The organism is uncultured Gimesia sp. (assembly GCF_937910335.1).
Lineage (GTDB): Bacteria > Planctomycetota > Planctomycetia > Planctomycetales > Planctomycetaceae > Gimesia.
Genome location: NZ_CALEMX010000569.1, coordinates 1 through 22034 on the forward strand (window position 1 = coordinate 1; position 22034 = coordinate 22034).

Consider the following 22034-nt stretch of genomic DNA (forward strand, 5'->3'; position numbering starts at 1 on the left):
TCCCAAGCATTGATGATTGTGACAGCCTGTTTGCTGGCCTCTCCTATATTCGCAGTTTCCGCTAAGGCACAGTTTGATGACCTGCTGAAAAGAATTCCCTCAAGTGCAAACTCGCTGGTTGTGATTGATGTTACTGCGATGCATGCCAGCCCATTGGCAAGAAAAGATGGGTGGCTCAAAAAACATGAAGCGGCTTATGTGGAACGTCCCATCTATCTGCCACCGGAGGCAGATAAAATAATTCTTGCAGCACAAATCAACATGTCGAAAGAATTAAGAGAAAACTGGGAATTAGCTGTCATGGATCTGAAAGAGCCCATTCCCATGCGTTCGATCGCTCGGGCAGAGGGGGGATATGTTGATTCGATTAATGGCTTACACGCTGCGTGGACTCCCAGTGATGCTTACTTTGTAAGGCTGAATACATCTGTGATGGGAGTGATGCATCCTGCGAATCGACAGGCTGTCTCTCGCTGGGCGGAATTTGGAAGAAATAGCACCAGCTCGGTTGTGTCACCTTATTTAAAACAGGCGACAAAACGTGTCCGATCCGGCGGTCCTCAAATCGCGATGGCAATCGATCTGGATGACATCGCTTTACCTCATCAACTTCAGGAAAGTCTCGAACAATCAGAGGTTCTTAAAGGAAACAAATCCAAAATAAAAGAACTGTTTGATCTCATCAGTGGGATTCAAGGCGCAACGTTTACGGTTAAAGTCGGCAGCAAAGCTGAGGGTGAATTACGGATCGATTTCGATTCGGATACGGCAAAATTCTCCAACTTTGCCAAACCTCTGGTTTTGGAAGTCCTCGGCAAATTTGGAGCATACGTGGATGACCTGGAAAAATGGAAATCTGAATTGCAGGGAAAATCGATTATTCTAAACGGTCCTCTTTCTAATGATGGCATGCGTCGCGTGTTTAGTATCCTGGAAATTCCCACGACGAAGTTCAGCGAACTCAAGGACAAAGATCTTAGTCCCGGTAGCCCGGAGGTCGTAGCCAAGGCCTCGTTGACTTATTTCAAATCGGTAACGGTCCTCACTGATGACTTACGAAAATATCTCAAATCGAATAAGGATAATCATAGCGTTTACAATGAACGTTATGCACGCAAAATAGACCGGCTTCCCATCCTGAATGTCGATGAAGATTTACTCAACTATGGTTCCCAGGTTGCTGAAACTCTACGTAGCATTTCTCTGGCGAAGAGGGGGGCTGGAACCCGATCTGGCGTTCGTAACTCCAGTCTTTATGGGAATTACAACTACAACTATGATTCTAACAACAATTATTACAGTAGTCGTTCTAATGCCAGTGTGAAGATTCAGAACCGGACCGAAGAGCAGGCGAGGGCAACAGGTGTTCGGTTCACGAGCTGGAAAGAAATTGAGGATGCTACGGCAGCAATTCGTAGAGAGATGACCAAGCGTTATCAGATTGAATTTTAGAGATCAATCAGATCTTAAAAATCTTCCCTTTGTGAATCTGCAGATCAATTGAATGTGTAGGCGCGAAAGTCTCAGTGCATTTGGAGCATTAGACTGGGGCCAGGTTGACTGTTGCGTCTCCAAAGCCATTTGAATCATGTCCAAGAGAATGAAAGGCGCACTGGTGAAAATGGATGCGCTCTAGCGACAGGAACGTGTGTGGGCGGCGCTATCCTGTGCCAATATTTTCTTTGGTTCTTGTGGATCTTCTGAATCTATTCGAAGCAGGATCTCATCTCCGTCTATATCGACTACAGTTAAAAACTGATCGTCCACCTGAATTGTATCACCAATGGAAAGTTCCATTTCAGTCTTTCGGGTTACCAGGTCTGCCACGTATGAGCCTTTCATCGAGAAACAGTGGTAAATCTCTTAATAGCAGTCATTGTGTTAAGAAACAGGGGATGTGTACTTATGTGCTCAACGACTGCTTGATCATTCAAGAGAGGGGAGATTAACAGGAGTTCCCATTTATGGCAATTGAAACCTTTGAAGTGGTTCGATTCTCTGAAAAAACGTGATACAGCTTAGAGATTTCAGCAAAAATAAATCGTAGAGATTATAGTTGCAATTGAGGGGTTTCGTCGTTTACGATTGTTAAGGCAGCTATCTCTCCTTTTTCTCTATCTTGTTTGCTGGTATTACTTTTCACCGATTATGTCTTTGCAAGAAGTTTCATCAACGGCAACTCTGTTACCGATCGAGTTTACGCCCCTTTTAAAGCGTACCCGATGGGGGGGAGAACGTCTGGGAACGCAGTTGCATAAATTAATCGGTGTTGAGGGAGATTTTGGTGAAAGCTGGGAGTTATCTGACCATCCTCAGGCTCCGACCCTGATCGCTGGTGGCGCGTATGCAGAGTGGACGTTGTCACAGTTAATTCAAAAGAATCCCAGCGCTTTGTATGGAGCAGGGACTTTTTATGAGACGTTTCCCCTGTTGATCAAGTTTATCGATGCTACTGACCGACTTTCTCTGCAGGTGCATCCGGGCGAATCAGATCTGGGAAAATTTGACGCGACCTACTCTGGAAAGTCTGAAGCCTGGGTGATTCTTGATGCCGTTGAGGGCAGCCGCATTTTTGCGGGCTTGAAAGCAGGTGTGAATGAATCCCAACTCCGGGAACATCTGGAACAGGGATCAGTCGAAGAATGTCTGCATAGTTATCGGGTTCAGCGGGGGGATGCTGTCTATATTCCTGCAGGAACATTGCATGCCATTGGTGAAGGAATCCTATTGGCGGAAGTCCAGCAAACCAGTGATCTTACATTCCGTTTATTTGACTGGGGTCGTCTGGATCAATCAGGGAATCCTCGTCCCTTGCATGTTGCGAAGGCGTTAGATTGCATCAATTTTGAAAGAGGGCCGGTGGGGCTGCTCCAACCTCAGTTACTTGCCAGTGGCGAACATCAAATTGAAGAACTGCTGGAGTCTGAGTATTTTTCAATCCGCCGTCATCACACCCGGGAATCCATTTCACTCGCGTCGCCGAATCAGGCACAGATTTTGATTGTTCTGGAAGGAACAGGTCAATTAGACTGTGGTGCAGAAACATTCGAAATGCTGGAAGGAAAGATTCTTTTAATACCGGCGGCGACTTCCGATTGTCAGATTCACGTAGATGGTGAGATTACGTTTCTGGAAGTGATGCCGACATAATCTTTCGAGAACTCAGAGCTCAGCTCTGAGTTCACTTTCAAGGTTCGCAATTAGGATCGGGTCGCTATTCTCTGTTTATAAGTGGTTTGAACGCTTAGACGCGTTGATATCTTTTGTAGCCTTCCAGTTCAAACTGATGAAGCGTGCTTTCCAATTGTTTTTTGATTTCCTGTAATCGTTCCGGATCTTCAATTTTCCGTCCCTGCTCGTCAATCACATAAAATACATCAACGACCTGATCTAGGTGTGTTGATATTTTTGCCATAACGACAGAAAGTCCCATGCGGCTGATCGCTCTTGAAACGATATAGAGCAGGCCAATCCGATCGTGCGCAATCACATCGATAATCGTGCAGCGTTTGGATGATTGATTATCGATTTCAACACGACCCAGATCAAATTCACCACTGAGGCTGGCCGATTCCTGAAAACGCTGGTTATTTAAAAACATGGTTTTCGCATCGGTTTCGCCGAGGACTGCTTTACTGATTTCCTTTTCCATTTTCTTGACTCGGGTGCGCGGGACCTTGTCAGTATAATCATTGTCGATGACTCGAAAACTGTCGACCACACCACCTGAAGCGCTGGTTGTAATCTGGGCTGATATAATATCCATTCGTTTGGCAGTAAATACGCTGACCATTCTATGAAAGCAGGATTGTGCATACATCGCTTGCGCAATCACATGATAGTTCACCGTACCTGTCTCTGGATCAAATTCTCCCTCCACAACAATCTGATCAGAGGGCAGGTCTCGTAAAATTTTGATATCGTCAGCGATCCGTGCGGAGGACGTGACCAGTAGATAATGAGGTGAGAATGAATTAAATAGTTCTGTGAACCAGACTTCTGTTTCTTGCTCATTACCCTGGATCTGTGGCAATTCCAGATGGTCTCGTACTCTTTGTTTGACACGTGCGACTCGCTGGTCTCGCTGATAGCGTGAATGTTTCCCGCCTAGCAGGAGCATCGTTCGTTCGTATAAATCCGCGAGCAATTCCGATTTCCAGTCAGTAAAAACGCCAGGGCCGACTGCAGTAATATCGGCGGCTGTCAAAACATAAAGCATGCGCAACTTTTCCGGGCTGCCCACTTTTTGACTGAATGCGAACAGGATGTCTGGATCTGAAATATCTCGACGAAAGGCCAGATGAGCCATTGTTAAATGTTCCAATACCAGAAATACCAGTAATTTCTGTTCTTCCTCCTTCATTCCGAATCGCACTGCTGTTTCGGCGGCGATCATCGCACCTACTTTGCTATGGTCTTCGCCATATCCTTTACCGATATCGTGCAGCAGAATGGCCAGATTCAGAATATCTTTCTTTTCAATGCTTCGATAGGAACTCCCCAGTTTGGTGTCATCTAAGGGAAAGTCTTCCGATGCTTCAATTGCACGAAATGTGTGTTCGTCGACCGTGTAGCTGTGATACTGATTGAATTGCAGTAAACAGTAGGCATGTTTCATATAGGGGATCAGTAAATTTAAGATCCCCGTTTCTGACATAGTTCTTAAAGTCGGTCCCAGGTTATTACTTCGGTCCAGGATGGCGCGAAAGAGGTCTATGGACCTGTTGGAAACAGTGGGAGGCAGTTTCAAGGCTGACTCTCTGATGGCGTCGAGAAGATCGGGGGAGATAGAGATGGCATAGAGTGAAGCTGTGTCGAAGAGTTTAAGTATTTCCTCAAGGCTACTGCAGACCTGAGCCAGGTATCTGGGGGCGACATCAAGGTGATCGGGTGCAATTTTGAGAATCGAATCGGAGCGGTGTGTCATTAAAAAATCATAAACTCTCGATAGAAATGGCTGAGGTCGATGTGCTTTAATGAAACGTTCTGTGATTTCTGCAACGGCTTTACTGTGTTGGAAATATTCCTGCATCAATAACTCTACGGGGCGTTGTCCGTTCGTGCCTTCAATTTGTCGCTGTTCTGCCATCCAGAGTTGTGTGTCTTTTGTAAACAAGTCCTGTTGTCTACCCGCTTCGAAATGTAGTTGAATGCGTACTTTGAGCAGATAGTCGCGGGCATTTTTCAAAGTTCGAACATCGCGACTATTAATGCGGGCATCTAACCGGAGCATATCGAGATTCGCCGTTCCGTAACGTGCGAAACCCAGCCACCGTAATAGATGAATATCTCTTAGTCCTCCGGGCGAGCGTTTGATATCGGGCTCCAGTTGCATAACCGCCCCGCCATGTAGTTTACGCTCTTCCCAGCGTGCTGTCACGCATTGTTCAAAAAATAAACGTCTACGAAATAAAATGACATGTCGATAAAAGGCTTTGATGAGTTGCTCGGGAAGATGTTCATCTCCCCAGATCGAACGGGCTTCGATCATCGCCGTGGCAAATTCCGGTTGGGTGCGTGCCATCTTGACCGAGTCAACAATGGTTCGCACGCTATGCCCCAGTTTTAATCCTGCATCCCAGCAACTGCGTACGATCTCGCCGACAAATTCCGAGAATTCGTTGACGACTTGTCCGCGATAAAGAAACAGCAAGTCGACATCGGAGTAGGGCGCCATTAATCCGCGTCCTGAGCCGCCAATTACGAGGATCGAGCTATGCTGACTCAGCAGTTTTTGTTGTGCTTGTGGGAGTTGATGTAATTGATCCTGTATGATTTGCAGAAGCAACTGTTCGATGGATTCCGCGATCGCTGTTGCAATTTGTAATCCACTGGCGCCGTTTTGCAACAAATTCTGGCCGCGTTGTCTGGCTTGTTCCACCTGCGTACGATAAACAGCAAACTGTTGAGCGGAGCAGGGGGGAGGAGAGTCTGACATCATGAGAACCAGGCTGTAACAAAAAGAAAAGATAGTTGCCCGGGTTTATGACAGCAAACCTTAGAGGGAAGCGATCATAGAATTAAACGGCTTCCGAACCGGTCTCACCCGTGCGAATTCGAATGACTTCATCCAGATCCGTGATAAAAATTTTCCCGTCGCCAATTTGGCCTGTGCGAGAAACTTGTGTGATCGTTTCGACAGTCTTTTGGACCATATCATCTTGAACGACAATTTCGAGTTTTACTTTGGGAAGAAAATCGACGATATATTCGTTTCCGCGATACGTTTCTTTATGACCACGTTGGCGACCAAAACCACGGACTTCACTGACAGTCATCCCGCTGATGCCGAGTTCTGAAATCGCGTTTTTGACTTCTTCCAGTTTATAATGACGAATGATTGCCTGGATTTTTTTCATCGAAGACTACTTTCGAAAAACCGTAATTTGAATCATGTCCGAATTGCTGTAAAGCAAAAGGGACAGCAGGAATGCCCCTCGCTTTACAATCTTTAAATCAAAGAGCGGTCTCTCCGGCTTCGCCGGTTCGAATACGAATAATGTCTTCGACTGGCATCACAAAAATTTTCCCATCGCCAATTTGTCCCGTTCGCGCTGACTCTAAAATTGTGTCAACGACAGTTTTCACCTGATCGTCGGGAACGATCACTTCCATTTTGGCTTTCGGCAGAAAATCAACCGTGTATTCAGCTCCACGGTACTGTTCCTTATGTCCTTTTTGACGTCCAAACCCACGGACTTCCGAGACCGTCATACCTTGAACACCAATTTCAGTCAGAGCATCTTTCACTTCTTCGAGTTTGAAATGCCTGATGACAGCTTCCACTTTTTTCATTGGAATCATACTCCCAGAAAATGCTTAGTTTTCGTCCAGCGCTTTCGGAAACCCAAGCGACAACTACATAATATTATTATATCGAATTTACAGGGAAATCTCGATACCTCTAATTGATTTCCCCCCCAAAACAAAAAAACTATTGGCCTGTCAGGCCTTTTGGATTCATTTTCCTGAGGATGAAAAAGAGAGCCAGCTTGATGCCGGCTCTCAAATCTCATGATCTTAGAGGAAGATGTATCCTTCTTCACCATGTTGACTCAGGTCAAGACCCTGAATTTCCCCATCTTTACTGACGCGAAGACCCATTGTCATATCAATCAACTTCAGAATGATAATGGTTCCGATCACCGAAATAGCAATGGCGGCACCGACACTCACTAACTGATTGATAAACTGTTGTGTATTCCCTTCCAGTAAACCAGAACCCTCGGGATTTCCCGTGATCGCGCGCGTGGCAAAGACACCTGTCAGAATGGCGCCGACTGTTCCACCAATGCCGTGAACTCCAAAGGCATCCAGTGAATCATCGTATTTGAATTTCCCTTTCAGAGTGGTACAGGCGAGGTAACAGGCGAAGCCGGCTGCGAGCCCGAGAATGATTGCGGAGAGTGGGGTGACGGTTCCACAAGCTGGCGTAATACAAACTAGACCTGCTACAGCGCCTGAGCAGGCACCCAGAATACTGGGTTTCCCGTTTTTAACCCATTCCGCAGCGGCCCAGGCCAGAACTCCGGCTGCCGCCGCCAAATGCGTGGCGACAAAGGCATTCACTGCACCAGGACTTGCACTTCCTGCACTGCCCGCATTGAAACCAAACCAGCCGACCCAGAGCAACGTGGCACCGATAAAAGTATAAGTTAAGTTATGGGGCGGCATTGGTTCCTGTCCGTATCCCAGTCGTTTTCCTAGCAGAATCGCACAAACCAATGCCGAGAATCCTGAGCTGATATGGACTACGGTTCCACCTGCAAAATCAAAGGCAGGGTAAAGGGCATCAGCATTGGCTTCACACAACCAGCCTGTTCCTGACCAGACCCAGTGTGCGATCGGACAATAGACAAAAGAGCCCCAAAGAATGGAGAAGACTACCATCGAGCTGAATTTCATTCGTTCGGCAAAGGCACCACAAATCAGTGCGGGTGTAATGATGAAAAACATCATTTGAAATACCATAAAGAGCGATGTGGGAATTGTTCCATTAGCCGGAATTACGACAGCGCCGTTCTCCCAGGACGGTATGACCCCTTTGAGTAAAATATGGTCGAAGCCGCCCATGAAGCCCCCGAGGATATCGGAGCCAAAGGCAAAGCTGTAACCCCAGAGAGCCCAGATGACAGACATGAGTCCCATTAAGAACACACATTGCATCATGACTCCAAGGATATTCTTTTTACGAACCAGGCCACCATAAAACAGAGCCAGTCCTGGGGCCGTCATCATGAGGACTAAAGCGGATGAAATCATCATCCAGGCCATGTCAGCTCCGTCAAATGCAACCGAAGCTGCTTCCTGTGCGGGCGCTTCTACACCCGATCCCAGTGGTTGGGAAGCTGGTGATTCGTCTGCGAAAACCTTCCCATGTCCCATCAAACTCAAACAACAAATCAACAATGACAGATACGCAAAGCGATTATAGACTCTCCTCATCACAGGGGCCTTTCCGAACGCAAAAAATGTTCAAAGCAGTGAGCGAGCGCTTTGGTTCTCTGAATTGATCGGATAATTTGTTTATGACATCATCATTTTAGATGAGACTATTTCAAAGCAGTTTCATCTAATTTGATATTTTCATCCAACCACAATTGCGATTCGACGTTGCAGACTTCACCATATCCACGTCTAACATAATCTTACGATCAAATCAGTTGGGGGTCAGTCTAGCAAAGCCTGATGATAAAATCACCCGAGGCACGATCCGTTTTGTTCAGGTTTCTATAAGATATGGTTCAAGTTGTGCCGGAACATATGATTAGTTTGTTGTCATGGGAGGTCTCTCCGCTGATCCCGATGGGGGTGTTGTTTCTCGTGGGCGTCCTGATCGGGCAGGGTGTGAATGCCTGGGTTCGTCGGATGTCTCTCAAATCAAGCATCCAACCACTTTCCCGGTGTATGGGATGTGGATCGCGGGTTCCGCTATGGAAACTGATTCCCCTGCTACGCTGGGTTCCCATTCAAAACGGTTGTCGTGACTGCGGGACCCTGATGCCTCGTTCCGAAATATTTTTGGAACTGGCGACAGGTGGGTTATTTGCTTTGTTCTATTATCTGACAGTGAATCTGCGTTGTCTGGAGGTTCCTTCGGTTGTCCCACCCGAAGGGATGTTTGAATGGCGTCTGCTCTCTCATTATCTATTGTTGATTTTGCTCATTGCGGCGACCAGCATTGATTTTCGGGAGTATCTAATTCCGGACCAGATCACGTTTACAGGAATGATTATTGGAATTCTAGGCGCGACGGTCGCCGGCCAACTGCAGGTCATGCATGTGTGGGTTGACTGGAATCAGGCAATCCCCGGTTTGTCAGGTCCTTATATTCCGGATTGGATCAAGGTTCACTCACACTGGCATGGATTGACCTTTAGTTTGACAGGATTGATTGTGGGTGGCGGGCTTACCTGGATTTTAAGAGTGGTCTCTTCTGTATTGCTAGGTCAGGAAGCGTTGGGTTTTGGTGATGTAACCTTGATGGCGATGATTGGCAGTTTTGTCGGCTGGCAACCAGTTCTGCTGATTCTGCCATTGGCTCCCTTGTGTGGATTACTGATTGGTTTTCTCAGTCGCGCTGTGACAGGTAAAACGTATTTGCCTTACGGCCCTTATTTGTGTGCCGCCACGCTGATTGTATTGATGGGTTGGAAATGGATCTGGCTGGCCGAATGGCCGGCGACAATTCCCGGCGCTCCTCCCGAATTTTCCATCCGCAAATTATTTGGTGATGTCATAGGGTTGGCTGTGATCGGTGGAATCGCTCTGGGAGCATTGATATTGATGCTGCTTCTGCTGCGAATCTACCGTGCGATCCCGGTGAAACGACATTGAAGCCGGAGAGAAAAAAGAGATGACGGCGTGAGGTCTAAATCAGGTCCAGTTTTTTGTGGCGGCGTTGTGTGGGACGCGAGCAATCTTCACAGACGCCATAAACTTCAAGCCGATGTTCGTTCATGCGGAAATTGATTTTTTCTGCGAGTCGTTCCAGAATTTCAGCGATATCGTCATTCTGAAATTCGAATAGTTCGCTGCAGCTTTTGCAGATAAAATGATCATGTTGTGGATAGCCGTAATCGTGCTCGTAGACATCCTTGTCGTTCGTGCGCGCGACTTTTCTTAACAAGCCAGCTTCTTCCAGCTGGGTTAAAGTACGATAGACGGTTGAACGGCTGACTTTCCGCCCGGTTTTCTGTTGAGCCATACGGAAAACCAATTGATCTGCATCAAAGTGTTCATGGTTTGAGAAGACTTCGGTTACGATAAATTCTCGTTCCTGTGTCAGTCTCTTCCCCTTTGTTGCCAGATACTCTTTAAATTTCTCTGTAGGAGAAATAGAGATCTCCAGGCTTTCAAAATTGAGCACTGTTTCGCGTTTCCTCTTTAAATTTCTTTAGGATCGCCACGGCGATGTTTATTCAGAATCGTCGATCTGATTCAGAAGACGATTTAAAGCCGCATTCAGCTTTTCATCCGTCTCATAAGTTCCATCGTCAATGGCCGCTTTGATTTGAGCTAACCGTTCGGCACGCATTTCAGGGTTGTTCGTCATTTCATCCAGCATACGCCCGGCTGAAGAAATCTCCAATTCATCCTTTGGTGAAGAAATCGGTTTCGAGGTAGGCGCCTCTTTGTTGTTCGTGTGAATTGGATTCATCTGCTTATTAATAGGCGATGATCCGGAAATTGAACTGGTGCCGTTAACATCCATGGCGGCATTCCCCCTGTCACGTGATCCTGAATCAGTCGGAGGAGAATCCTTCCGACCATTATTTACTGTATGGGGGTCATGATATCGTAAATGGGGGGATCGATTCAACTGGTAGTCTGCAGTCATGGCCAATTCTTTCATTGAATTCACTGAATTCAAGTGATTTTGTCCCGTTATGGAGCAAAAGAACACCTGTTTTCAGGGTGTCATCAATATGGGATGTAGAATGGCTTCCTGCACATCCTCCAGCTCAATGGAATCAAAACGAGTTGAGGTATTAGTGTAAGACAAGTTCCTATGTCTTTAGAGCCTCAATCGTTGAGGGGGGTCTGAACTTTTATTCCATCGACGCAAAGATTGTAAAAAGTTTAATATCAGAGCAAAAAATCGTCTGATCAATACAGGACCCGGTAGGTGGTAACGGTTATGCGGATTCTATAGAGGGGGGAATCACTGAACGTAAACGGTCAAATACATTTTGATTGAAGTGTTTTTTCAATGATGGATTGCCCGGATGTGATTAACCACGTGCATAGGGTCCTGTTTCCAGACCTTGATAGTTTTCGACTCCTGTATTCAGAACATCTTTAATCACAGCTGGTATCTGTTCGATCTGCTCTCTATTGATATCCAAATGGGTACAGGCTCTGAGTCGGGTCTGTCCCATCGCACCGATGCCGACCCCTTTGTCGTGTAGTGCTTTGGAAAGTTGCATGGCGTTGCCAATTTCCGGATCAACATCGAAAAAGACCAGATTAGTTTCTGTTTCAGAGGGGTCGATCGAAAGGCCTTCGATGGATGCGAGTTGTTCGGCGAGGAACCGGGCGTTATCGTGATCCTCCTGCAGGCGTTCAATATTATTTTCCAGTGCATAAACACAGGCGGCAGCAACAATGCCCGCCTGTCTGAGTGCGCCTCCAAATACTTTTCGTGAGCGTCGGGCTTTGGTGATTTCTTCTTTCGAGCCTACGAGAACTGAGCCCATGGGACAGCCGAGCCCTTTGGAAAAGCAGATCGAGATCGTATCGATGGGGGCACAGATTTCTTTAATCGAATACCCGGCGGCGACTGTTGCATTAAAAACACGGGCGCCATCCATATGTGTCTTCAAACCATTTTCATGTGCCCAGTCACAAATTTGAGTGAGTTGATTGAGAGGGTAGTAGTGGCCTCCGCCCGCATTCGTAGTGTTTTCGACACAGAGCAAACGCGTCTGACACAAATGCTGGTCATTCGAGCGGATTTTTCCTCTGAGCGTGTCTAGAGTCAACATGCCTTTATCGCCGGTGAGTGTGCGACAACTGACGCCGCTTAAAATTGCCGGTGCGCCTCCTTCGAACATGGCAATATGTCCCAGTTCATGAATCAGTAATTCATCTCCTGGCAGACAATGTGAGCGAAGTCCCATTTGATTGGATTGCGTACCCGAACAGGCAAAGACGGCTGCTTCCTTATCCAGCATTTCACAGATGAGTTCTTCGAGACGATTCACAGTGGGATCTTCGCCATTCATGTCATCACCCAGTTCCGCAGTCATCATAGCCTGCAGCATTTCGGGTGTTGGTTTAGTTTTCGTATCACTACGAAGATCGATGTAAGACGGGCTATGCGGATCCACTGCGAGTTTCCTTTGTTTCGTTACGTTTGAATTTTTGATTGACTTATTATGTCAGGTGGTTGGTCCGGAGGCAATTCGTTCTACAACTCAATTTTTTGACTGGCTATCTGTAGATCGTTTAAGGAAAGGAATTGGTTCATGCTACCTGAACGAAATCCTTGTAAATCGAGTGTTACATTTTTAAAGCCGAGTTGTAGAAATTTTTGTGTAATCTGTTCAAGGGCCGTTGGTGAGGTCAGTTTTTGTATTTGAGTAAGGGGGACTTCAATGCGGGCCAGTTCATTTGGTTCCAGACGAACGCGCAATTCCTCAATTTGAAACTGCTGGCGTAGAAACTGTTCGCCCTGGTCAATTCGTTGAACGCGTTCTTCTGTGACTTCTACGCCGTATGCGATGCGGCTCGAAAGGCAGGGGTGTGCGGGTTTGTTCCAGATGGGCAGTTCCCAGTGTTGGGCCAAGTTTCTGACATCCGCCTTTGTAATACCGGCTTCAATCAGCGGGCTACGAACGTGAAAGTCGGTAGCAGCCTGCATGCCTGGTCTGTGATCTCCCCGATCGTCGAGATTCGCACCGTTGACAAGTGTGGCAGAGTTCCATTCCTCGCTGGCTATGGAATGACTGATTAACTGATAGAGTTCAGTTTTGCAGAAAAAACATCGGTCTGGGGCATTGGCCCGATATGCGTCTGTCGAAAATTCCTCAGTCGAGATCAAACGGTGTTCGATGCCGATTATTGAGGCGAGTTGAATGGCTTCTTCTTTTTCGCCTGTCGCGAGACTGGGACTCTGAGCGGTGACCGCCAGCGCATGATCACCACAGGCCAGAACTGCTGCCTGTGCTACCACTGTGCTGTCGACGCCTGCAGAAAACGCGACAATAACGCGACCCATGTCCGACAGAATATGCTGGAGGTCTTCAGATTTCTGTGTTAATTCTGCTGTCAGAGACATTTATAAAGTAAAGGTTCTGTAAGAGGTTATTGTGAAATATCGCTATTTGGACCTATTATAGACAGACTGAGACAGGCTTGTCTCGGAACATCATGTGAAAAATCTTTGGAATCTGGCTGCTGGCTATGAAAAAGTGGCGAATCAGATCAGAATGAGGGAGGTTTAGTTACTAGAGGGGATTGTACACTCTCATCAGATCTGTGTTTCGTGAGATTCAGATCTTTTTTCTCGCGGGTCTGCCCATTATACTGGACCATTGACAGAATGCCTCTTATGTAACAGTTGTATTAAGCGGGGCAGTGGAGGGGCTGTTTTTATGCAGCGATTAATCGAAATCAGAACAATGAGGAAAGTCATGTCATATCGGTCTTTTAATGTAACGAGCATCCTCTTTGCTCTCGTATTCTGTTTTGGTGCATTGGTGCTGACAGCAGAAGCTGCCAAGCTCACTTCTGCCCAGAGAAAAGAACTGGCTTCGATCAAAAAGAATCTCGGAAAAGTTTCCACTTTGATCCGAAAGAAACAATATGAAGAAGCCAAAACGCTGACAGATGCCGAAGAAAAGAAACTGCAGCAACTGGCAGCGGATGCGATGCTGACTGAGACTGATCCGATTCTGGTGAGTGCAAATAAATTGATTACTCTGCGGCGCACACTTCTGGAAAAGAAGATGGGAGTTGGTGGAGGGGGCACTAACAAAGTGGCATCGAATCAGGGTGTCAGCTTTGAGAAGCAGATTGCTCCCATAATTAACGAAAGGTGTGTGAACTGTCATGGTGCACAGCGTGCCAGCGCCAATTTAAGACTGGATACTTACGCGAGTATGAAAAAGGGAGGGCGCACGGGAGTTTTGCTGGTTCCCGGGAATCCCAAGAACAGTTTGATCCTTCATAAGTTACTTGCTCCCGGTAATCAGCGTATGCCGCGCACGGGAGCCGCCCTGACGCCCGCTCAAATTGATTTATTTGCCAAGTGGATTATAGCGGGTGGACGTTTTGATGGTGAAAAAGAGACTGACCCAATTGGTGCGTCTACCAAGAAAAAGAAGGCTCCCGTCAATGTGGTTAAAGCGACCGGTAATGAAAAAGTTTCCTTTATGAAAGATGTCGCGCCCTGGATGCTCGATTTCTGCTTGCGTTGTCATAGTGGCAATACTCCGGCGAGTGAGTTTTCCATAGTGACATTTGAAGACATTCTGCGAGGTGGTGAAAGTGGATCTGTAATAATAGCTGGTAAGCCCGATGAAAGCCGTCTGTGGCATCTGGTCGGTTTACAGGACCCGATCAAAATGCCACAAGGTCAGGCATTAATCAAACGAAAAGATGCAGAAGCTTTGAAGACCTGGATTGAAGAAGGTGCCAAATTTGATGGTGATAATGCAAAAGGTGTATTACGTTCAATGGTGCCGACGGAAGATGAACTACGCATGGCTGAACTGGCCAAGATGTCTCCTGAAAAATTTGCTGATCTGCGTCGTGAAAGTCTCGAACCGACCTGGAAACGCGCACTGAATAATGAAAAATCAGAATTACTGGAGACGGATGATTTTATTTTTTACGGAAATGTCAGTGCAGATCGGCTGAAACAGATTAGCGACTGGTCAACCAGTCAGGCGGACGCGTTAAGAAAAACGTTCAATCAGAAACAGAAGCCGTTCTGGAAAGGAAAATTGGCAGTTTATGTGATCAAGGATCGATTTGGTTATTCAGAATTCAACCAGACGATTGAAGATCGTCGTGTTGATGATGCAACTACGTGGCATTCCAAGGTGACTCCGACTTTCCTGGAAGCCTATCTTGTGCTGCAGGATGTAGGTGATGAAGCGACAGCCGATAGCCCCGGTCTGAAAACAAATTTGATTGCAGGTCTTACCAACGCTGCCATTCAACGTGGGGCAGGGGATGTACCGATGTGGGTTTCCCGCGGCTTGGGAATGTTGCTGGCTGCCAATGGTTCTTCCAGTCAAGTTTATTTTGAATCGTTAAGGCAGCAGGCATTGGATGCGGCACCTAAAGTGACACGTCCGGAAGAGTTGTTTGCGGCAGGGACTTTTTCCCCCTCAGAAACGACGGCGATTGGATTTACGTTGGTCGAATTTTTGATCAATAATGGTGGTTTGCCTAAGATGGCGTTGTTGCTGAGGGAGTTCAAAAACGGAACTGCCGCTCCTGCTGCACTGATGAAAGTGTATGGTTCAAATTTGCCCGCACTGGCTAGAGCTTATGCCAGTACGTTGCGTCCCGGTCGCGTTCAAAAATAATTCCATTCAAATGCGGGATTCCAGCAGAAAATCTGGGCGCGACAACTTGATTTGTAATGTTCGCTGCCCTGTGATTCTATCGGGAGTCCGCTATAATTTATTGCCTTGAGTATTTTTACTTTTGCGTGTGATCAGGGCACATAATTCTATGATGGATGTAAATATTGTTGGCGGCGGTGTGATGGGTCTTTCGATTGCCTATGAATTGGCGAATCGCGGCTTATCTGTGGCCATTTTTGATCGACGGGAGTTAGGGAAGGAGGCATCCTGGGCGGGTGCCGGCATGTTGCCTCCCGCAGATTTCAAAGCCGCGAAGACTCCACGCCTTCAATTGCGCGCTGCCAGTAAAATGATGTGGTCTGACTGGTCGCGCTGCCTGAAAGAAGAATCAGGGATCGACAATGGTTTTATGAATTGTGGTGGATTTCATGTGACTTTTGACGATGAGCTGTTTGAGTGGCGGGAAACCATTTCAGAATGGCGGCAGTCGGGTGCGCAGGTTGAAGAAATCGAACTAAATTCTTTACAGGACACCGCGCCATTTTTAAGTTCTCAAGTGCAAGCTGCCTTTTATCTGCCTGAGATGAGTCAGGTCCGCAATCCCCGACACTTGAAGGCGCTGTTGATGGCTTGTGCGAACAAAGGGGTTCAGCTCAATCCGGGGACACCGGTTATCGGATTTGAAATAGACGGCAGTAAAATTACTGGCATCCGAACTACATCAGGAATTCAAAGAGCAGGGCGGACTGTCATTGCAGGGGGTGCCTGGTCCCCCGAAGTTCTTCATGGTTTGGGAATAAACTGCAAAGTGGATCCTGTCCAGGGGCAGATTGTTTTACTGTCGATGGATCGATTGCCGTTCCGTCAAATTATTGAATGTGGCAGCCGTTATCTTGTCCCTCGTAGCGATGGTAAAATTTTGATCGGTTCGACGGAGAGTTATGTCGGGTTCAATAAAGAAAATACGGTCGAAGGCGTTGGTGGTTTGATCCAGTTTGCAGAGTCTCTCGTTCCCAGTCTGAAATCAGCAACATTCGAACGGGCCTGGGCTGGTTTGCGGCCCAAGTCGATTGATGGTTTGCCTTATCTGGGTCGTATGGGAGAATATGAAAATTTATTGATCGCTGCGGGGCATTATCGAGATGGTTTGCAACTCTCTCCTATAACCGCTCGCATCATCAGGCAATTGATCTGCGATGAAGCGCCGGATCTCCCGCTGGAACCGTTTGCCTGTTCGCGCGGGATTTCGGCCTGAGTTCCGACTATGTATAAGAAACTGGAACCGTAAGGAGTATCGATTTGAGAGCCGTCGTTCAAAGAGTATCTCGTGCGAGTGTGACAGTGAATGGTGAGATCACAGGTCAGATCGAGCAGGGGTTTTTAGTATTGCTGGGTGTCGAACAGGATGATACGCAGGACGATGTGATTTATCTGGCTCAAAAGACGGCGGGTCTGCGTGTGTTTGAAGACGCGGAAGGGAAAATGAATCTAGCTCTCTCCGATGTGAGCGGAAAGATGCTGGTTGTGAGTCAATTTACGTTACTGGGAGATTGTCGTAAGGGGCGTCGTCCCAGTTTTGTGAACGCCGCCCGTCCCGAACAGGCTGACATGCTGTATCAGAGTTTTGTGGCAGAAGTCAAAGGTCACGGGATTGAAGTCGAAACGGGCCGCTTTCAGGAACATATGGATGTGGAACTGGTCAATGATGGTCCGATCACGCTTTTGTTAGACAGTAAGAAACAGTTTTAGAGACTTCACTCTTGGAAAGTGAGGGTTTACATGCTGCTAGTTCAGGAAATTCCAGTGACCATTGCAATTATGTTTACAGTCATCTTTATCTGTGGTATTCCTGGTTTTTTGGAACGTCATCTGGATGATGAGACTTTGTTATTGATCGCACTATTGAGCATTTTGGTATTCTTTGCCTTATTAACTGTGGTATTAATTTATTTGCTCAGTTCTTTGTTACTGTGCTGTTTTCAATTCTATCTGGATTCCATATTTTCAGATACGGGGAGAAATAACTCTAACCGTTGAGCCCTGCCTTGTTGATTGTCGAAACGAGCCTGAATCTCTTCAGAGTCTTCAAATACCGGGAAAAATCTGGTCTTTGCGCGGAGCGTGTTTTTTACCTATAATCCCCTGCTCTCGTTTTTGCAAAAAATCGGGGGAGAGCGAGCAGGGGGTGAGGGCCCACCCGGGATTAATTCATGGAAGATCAAAACTAGACAGGATGTCAGAATGTGGTTTGATTTGCTGATTGTGGGAATTCTATTATACGCCATCTGGAAAGGGGCCTCTAAAGGAGTGGTATGGCAGTTGGCTGCGATTGCCGCTCTGATTCTTTGTTTTGCATTTGCGGAGTCGCTTTCTTTACAACTGGCGCCGATCATTAATGTGGAACCGCCTTTGGATCGCTGGATCGCTATGCTGATGATTTATATTGGCTTCTCGTTTATTTCGTTTACATTAGCGCGGAGTTTGAAGTCCGCCATCGATTCCATGAAGTTCAATGAATTTGATCGTCATCTGGGTGCCGTACTGGGGTTGCTCAAAGGGGTTATCTTTTCCCTGTTTCTGACGTTCTTTTTAATCACAATTTCCGAGTCCGCCCGTGCCACCGTTTTGACTTCACATAGTGGATACGCGGCAGCTGTCATTTTAAATGAACTGGCACCTGTGATGCCCAAGGGGTTTCACGAAGTACTGGATTCCTATCTGGCCGAGCTGGACCATCCTGGTGTGAAGCTGCATGATCATGATGATGATGAAGAAAGAGACCATGATCATGAGGTAGAGAAAGGTTTATTTCCGCCTGGTTTGAAGAAACTTCCTAATCCCTTCTTTCGCGGTTCCGAGGGAGATGGGTCAACGATTCGCACGACCAGCCAGGAGCCATTACTGAAAGAGATTCTGGATAGTATTCCCGTCTATCTGCGAGCAGAACTGGAAGACAAGATCGTCAATGCGTTTAATTCGACGGCTCCCGAAGCTAGGACGGAATTTGCAAAACAACTGAAGTCACAGATTCCCGGTGTGCTGAGGGGTGTTACCACCGACTGGCAAAATGGGCAACCAGCAGGGAAAAATCTGTTTGGCTCGAATGGTAACCAGCTGGCTACTGCGGAACGGACAAAGCTGTTACGTGAGATCGCTGCGGTTTATTCTGACTATCCCGAAGCACAAAATGCTCTGATCGAAGATTTTGAGTTATCGTTTTCAGGAGTGCCCGATCAGGTGGTGTTAGCGGTATTGAAAGACTGGCGTGCAGACCTCTTTCTGACAGGGGATGATCCCGATTCCAAAACCGATGTTAATACGCCTTTGGATGGTCGTGTATTGCGTCAATTAGAACTGCAGAAGGTTCCACTCAATTCTCTCAGTTCTGCGTTACAGAATCGTTTGAAAACTGTGCAGAAGCGATAGGTGAAACGCGATCAAAAACGAAGCGCTAAAGTGAGAAGATTCGAGTAGAAATAGAATGGTTTCAGAGTGCCTGCCAGCGTCTTTGTTTGAATAGAGCCAATGCAGTGCAGGACTCTGGAGTGAGTTGGCAAGGGGAAATACAAACCCTATAAAAACAGGCTTATTTTATCTTTGAACTTAACATAACGGACATTATCGGACGTTCGTGGTGTGGTGCTATTTCAAGGATAGAGGTCTATGGGCACTGTTTTGAGAGTATGAAGCGTGTGTTTGAATGGGGGACGAACTTACGCGGTTTCCCCTGACTCGTTGAACACACCAATCTTGCGAAATTTCTCGTATCGTTGATCCACTAATTCATCCAGTGGAATCGCCATTAATTGCTTTAGATTGGCTGATAACGAAGCCTTCAAAGCGGTCGCCATTTGACGGTGATCACGATGTGCTCCGCCCAGTGGTTCCGGTATGACTTCATCGATGATTCCCAGGTTAAGTAGATTGTCACTGGTAAACTTGAGCGCGTTGGCGGCTTCGTTGGCAAATTTGACATCCTTCCATAAGATGCCCGCACAACCTTCGGGTGTAATGACGGAATAGTAGGCAAACTGCAGGACGGAGATATGGTCTCCGATTCCAATTCCCAGAGCCCCCCCGGAACCCCCTTCGCCGATTACAACGCAGATGACGGGAGTTTTGAGCAGAGACATTTCCCTGAGATTGATAGCGATATTATAAGCTTGTCCGTGCTCTTCGGCTTTGATACCTGGATAAGCACCAGGTGTATCAATCAGACAGACGATGGGGATACCAAATTTTTCTGCCATTTTCATTTTCGAGAGCGCTTTGCGATATCCTTCCGGATGAGCACAGCCGTAAAAGCATTCGGTGCGTTCTTTCAGTGTGCGGCCTTTCTGTTGACCGATAAACATCACTTTCTGGCCATTGAGCTTGGCAAACCCAGTCAGTATTGCCCGGTCATCACCCATGGCTCTGTCGCCATGCAGTTCTACAAACTCATCGAAGACCAGTTCGAGATAATCGAGCGTTTGAGGCCTTTCGGGATGGCGCGCTACCTTTACTGTATCCCAGGCATCGAGATTTTCAAAGATTTCACGTTTCATGCGTGTAATTTCCAGACGCATGTTTCGAATGGCATCTTTCGTATTCGCAGTCGGATTGGGTTCCTGTTCGATTTTTTTAAGTTGCTCTTCCAGTTCGTAAATCGGACGTTCGAATGGAAGTTGATTAATGACAGACATAAATTGTATGACCACTTATAAAACGAGAGAGTGTTTATGTAAAGATGCTAGGTATTTTGCAAGAAGCAAGGAATAATTGCAAGATTTTATAATTTTAGAACACGTCTGGCAATTCATCCATGAAAGGAAGATCGTCATCCTTTCTATTTTTCTTGCTTTCTTCATTCTGTTTCGCTGCTGGTTGCTGTGCTGGAGGTGCTTGTGTTTCTTCCGGTGGCGAAACAGGAGCTTGCTGTTGAGGAGCGCCCTGTTGTGATTGAGGTTGTTGCGGAGCACCCTGTGGTGGCTGTGGTTGAGGTTGCTGCGGAACACCCTGTGGTGGCGGATAGGTGCCGGGAGGCATTGGTTGTCCCTGGTATTGGGGCGGGTACATCATTGGCTGTCCCGGGTGCATTGGTTGCCCTGGCATGGGCTGTCCGGGCATAGGTTGTGGTGGATACATTGGTTGCTGGTACTGTGGTGGGTATCCTCCGGGCATAGGCTGTGGTTGGTATCCGCCTGGCATTGGTTGTGGCGGGTATTGAGGTTGAGGTGGCTGTTGAGGCTGCGGTGGCTGCTTCTGTTTTGCCGGTTCTGGTTTGGTTTTGGGTTTGCTATTGGCTTTTCGCTTGGCTATCAGATCCGCTGCCATTTCCGGATCTTCTTTGACCAATTCCGATAAGCGTGCATCCGCGCGACTGTCCAAGCGTTTTTCCTGCATCGACTCTTTTTCCGCCTGATCTGCTTCCACTTTATTCTGAGCGATGATTTCGGAAATTTCCAATTTGAATAATTTCAGGTTCCTGAGTGCAGAAGCGACTTCCTCCATCGACAGGAAACGATCTTTTGGTTTCTTGGCTAGCATCTTGAGTACAAATTCGTCGCATTCCGGTGTTACGTTTGGATTCAAACTGGAAGGAGGAAGAGGGCGTTCTGAAATATGTTTTATTAGAATTTTTTTGGGATTATCGCCGTGAAAGGGAGTTTTTCCGGTGAGGACTTCAAAGATGGTAATTCCCAGGCTATAGATATCCGCTGCCTGATCCAATGGAAGTTTCTGAATGGTTTCCGGAGCGATATAGGATCGCGTGCCTTGAATCGTTTTTGGTTTTCCAAACATCTTCCCGATGCCTTTGGCGACCGGCACAGCCAGGCCGAAGTCGATGATTTTTAATTCCGAGCTTTTACTGATCAGAATATTTTCCGGTTTAATATCTTTATGAACCCAGCCTTTTTCATGCATGTGACCGAGTGCCAATGCTGATGATTCAATCAGTTTTCTTAACCGAGATTGGACGCTGAGCAGATCAGATGTCAATTGCGTACGCAGATTGGGTGCGCGAAAATAATCCATCAGGAGATAAACGTGTTTTTTGGATTTCACGAACTTGTGCAGACCAATCAGATTAGGATGATCGAGAGATTTGCCAACTTTTGCCTCCAGTTTTATCGTCGCAACTGCTTCCGGGATGGCCAACTGATCTGGCAAGAGACGTTTCATAACGAAACTGGCAGTCCCCCCCTGTTCTTTTACTTCCCAGATTTGAGTCGTGGTTCCCGCTGTGATGAGATTGACCAATTCGTATTCATCAATGACATTTTCTTCTTCTACGCTCTCTGTTTCTGCCATCGCGCAACCTTTTGCTTTTGAATGATCTGACGTGCTTCCATCGACAAAAAATGTAACTCAATATGATGATTTGCAATCACCTGAATTCGCATTCAGATATGATGCGAAATTAGTAAATTCATATGATCGACAGGATTTTCTTGACACTTTCAATAGTGTAACGAGATCGGCCACTCAACGAAACAACCGATTTTAAAA

At 46.8% G+C, this 22034-nt stretch carries 18 protein-coding genes; 7 read left to right on the forward strand and 11 right to left on the reverse strand.

Annotated elements, in window-relative coordinates; genetic code table 11:
• Positions 1-1452: hypothetical protein (locus Q0668_RS23320; RefSeq protein WP_298868946.1), on the forward strand; the 1452-nt coding region annotated here is incomplete at its 5' end.
• 180 nt (positions 1453-1632) lie between these two features.
• On the opposite strand, the gene Q0668_RS23325 is transcribed toward Q0668_RS23320, so the two are convergent.
• Complete coding sequence (locus tag Q0668_RS23325) at positions 1633-1842, reverse strand: hypothetical protein (protein ID WP_298868947.1); 210 nt, start codon at positions 1840-1842, stop codon at positions 1633-1635.
• 306 nt (positions 1843-2148) lie between these two features.
• Between Q0668_RS23325 and Q0668_RS23330 the strand changes: the two genes are divergently transcribed.
• Complete coding sequence (locus Q0668_RS23330) at positions 2149-3150, forward strand: type I phosphomannose isomerase catalytic subunit (protein WP_298868948.1); 1002 nt, start codon at positions 2149-2151, stop codon at positions 3148-3150.
• A 94-nt stretch (positions 3151-3244) separates the two neighbouring features.
• Here Q0668_RS23330 and glnD read toward each other — a convergent pair whose 3' ends face one another.
• From glnD to Q0668_RS23350, 4 genes are all read right to left on the reverse strand, one after another.
• A complete protein-coding gene (gene glnD, locus Q0668_RS23335; RefSeq protein WP_298868949.1) occupies positions 3245-5938 on the reverse strand; it encodes a [protein-PII] uridylyltransferase in 2694 nt (897 codons plus the stop codon).
• 82 nt (positions 5939-6020) lie between these two features.
• Positions 6021-6359 carry a P-II family nitrogen regulator gene (locus Q0668_RS23340; RefSeq protein ID WP_298868950.1) on the reverse strand — a complete coding sequence of 113 codons (339 nt, stop codon included), beginning with the start codon at positions 6357-6359 and terminating at the stop codon, positions 6021-6023.
• Between the two features lie 97 nt (positions 6360-6456).
• A complete protein-coding gene (locus Q0668_RS23345) occupies positions 6457-6795 on the reverse strand; it encodes a P-II family nitrogen regulator (protein WP_298868951.1) in 339 nt (112 codons plus the stop codon).
• Positions 6796-7020: 225 nt separating this feature from the next.
• Positions 7021-8445, reverse strand: coding sequence for an ammonium transporter (locus Q0668_RS23350; protein ID WP_298868952.1), 1425 nt, complete (start codon positions 8443-8445; stop codon positions 7021-7023).
• 294 nt (positions 8446-8739) lie between these two features.
• Between Q0668_RS23350 and Q0668_RS23355 the strand changes: the two genes are divergently transcribed.
• Positions 8740-9837 (forward strand): A24 family peptidase, encoded by a 1098-nt coding sequence (locus Q0668_RS23355; RefSeq protein WP_298868953.1) that lies wholly within the window; start codon positions 8740-8742, stop codon positions 9835-9837.
• Between the two features lie 34 nt (positions 9838-9871).
• On the opposite strand, the gene Q0668_RS23360 is transcribed toward Q0668_RS23355, so the two are convergent.
• The 4 genes from Q0668_RS23360 to larE all read right to left on the reverse strand — a co-directional run bounded on the left by Q0668_RS23360 (position 9872) and on the right by larE (position 13282).
• The gene (locus Q0668_RS23360) at positions 9872-10369 is read right to left on the reverse strand and encodes a Fur family transcriptional regulator (RefSeq protein WP_298868954.1); all 498 of its coding nucleotides are present in this window, start codon (positions 10367-10369) and stop codon (positions 9872-9874) included.
• 48 nt (positions 10370-10417) lie between these two features.
• Complete coding sequence (locus tag Q0668_RS23365) at positions 10418-10840, reverse strand: flagellar biosynthesis anti-sigma factor FlgM (protein WP_298868955.1); 423 nt, start codon at positions 10838-10840, stop codon at positions 10418-10420.
• A gap of 394 nt (positions 10841-11234) precedes the next feature.
• A complete protein-coding gene (ltaE, locus tag Q0668_RS23370; protein ID WP_298868956.1) occupies positions 11235-12332 on the reverse strand; it encodes a low-specificity L-threonine aldolase in 1098 nt (365 codons plus the stop codon).
• Positions 12333-12412: 80 nt separating this feature from the next.
• Entirely contained in the window at positions 12413-13282 is an 870-nt protein-coding gene (larE, locus tag Q0668_RS23375) for an ATP-dependent sacrificial sulfur transferase LarE (protein WP_298868957.1), read from the reverse strand.
• A gap of 355 nt (positions 13283-13637) precedes the next feature.
• Between larE and Q0668_RS23380 the strand changes: the two genes are divergently transcribed.
• The 4 genes from Q0668_RS23380 (at position 13638) to Q0668_RS23395 (ending at position 18968) form a co-directional block, all read left to right on the forward strand.
• Complete coding sequence (locus tag Q0668_RS23380) at positions 13638-15542, forward strand: c-type cytochrome domain-containing protein (protein ID WP_298868958.1); 1905 nt, start codon at positions 13638-13640, stop codon at positions 15540-15542.
• Between the two features lie 148 nt (positions 15543-15690).
• Entirely contained in the window at positions 15691-16797 is a 1107-nt protein-coding gene (gene thiO / locus Q0668_RS23385; protein WP_298868959.1) for a glycine oxidase ThiO, read from the forward strand.
• A gap of 44 nt (positions 16798-16841) precedes the next feature.
• Positions 16842-17291 (forward strand): D-aminoacyl-tRNA deacylase, encoded by a 450-nt coding sequence (gene dtd, locus Q0668_RS23390; RefSeq protein ID WP_298868960.1) that lies wholly within the window; start codon positions 16842-16844, stop codon positions 17289-17291.
• Between the two features lie 492 nt (positions 17292-17783).
• Complete coding sequence (locus tag Q0668_RS23395) at positions 17784-18968, forward strand: CvpA family protein (protein WP_298868961.1); 1185 nt, start codon at positions 17784-17786, stop codon at positions 18966-18968.
• Positions 18969-19255: 287 nt separating this feature from the next.
• On the opposite strand, the gene Q0668_RS23400 is transcribed toward Q0668_RS23395, so the two are convergent.
• Positions 19256-20227 (reverse strand): acetyl-CoA carboxylase carboxyltransferase subunit alpha, encoded by a 972-nt coding sequence (locus tag Q0668_RS23400; protein WP_298868962.1) that lies wholly within the window; start codon positions 20225-20227, stop codon positions 19256-19258.
• Positions 20228-20321: 94 nt separating this feature from the next.
• Positions 20322-21836 carry a serine/threonine-protein kinase gene (locus Q0668_RS23405; RefSeq protein WP_298868964.1) on the reverse strand — a complete coding sequence of 505 codons (1515 nt, stop codon included), beginning with the start codon at positions 21834-21836 and terminating at the stop codon, positions 20322-20324.
• Positions 21837-22034 lie beyond the last annotated feature (198 nt).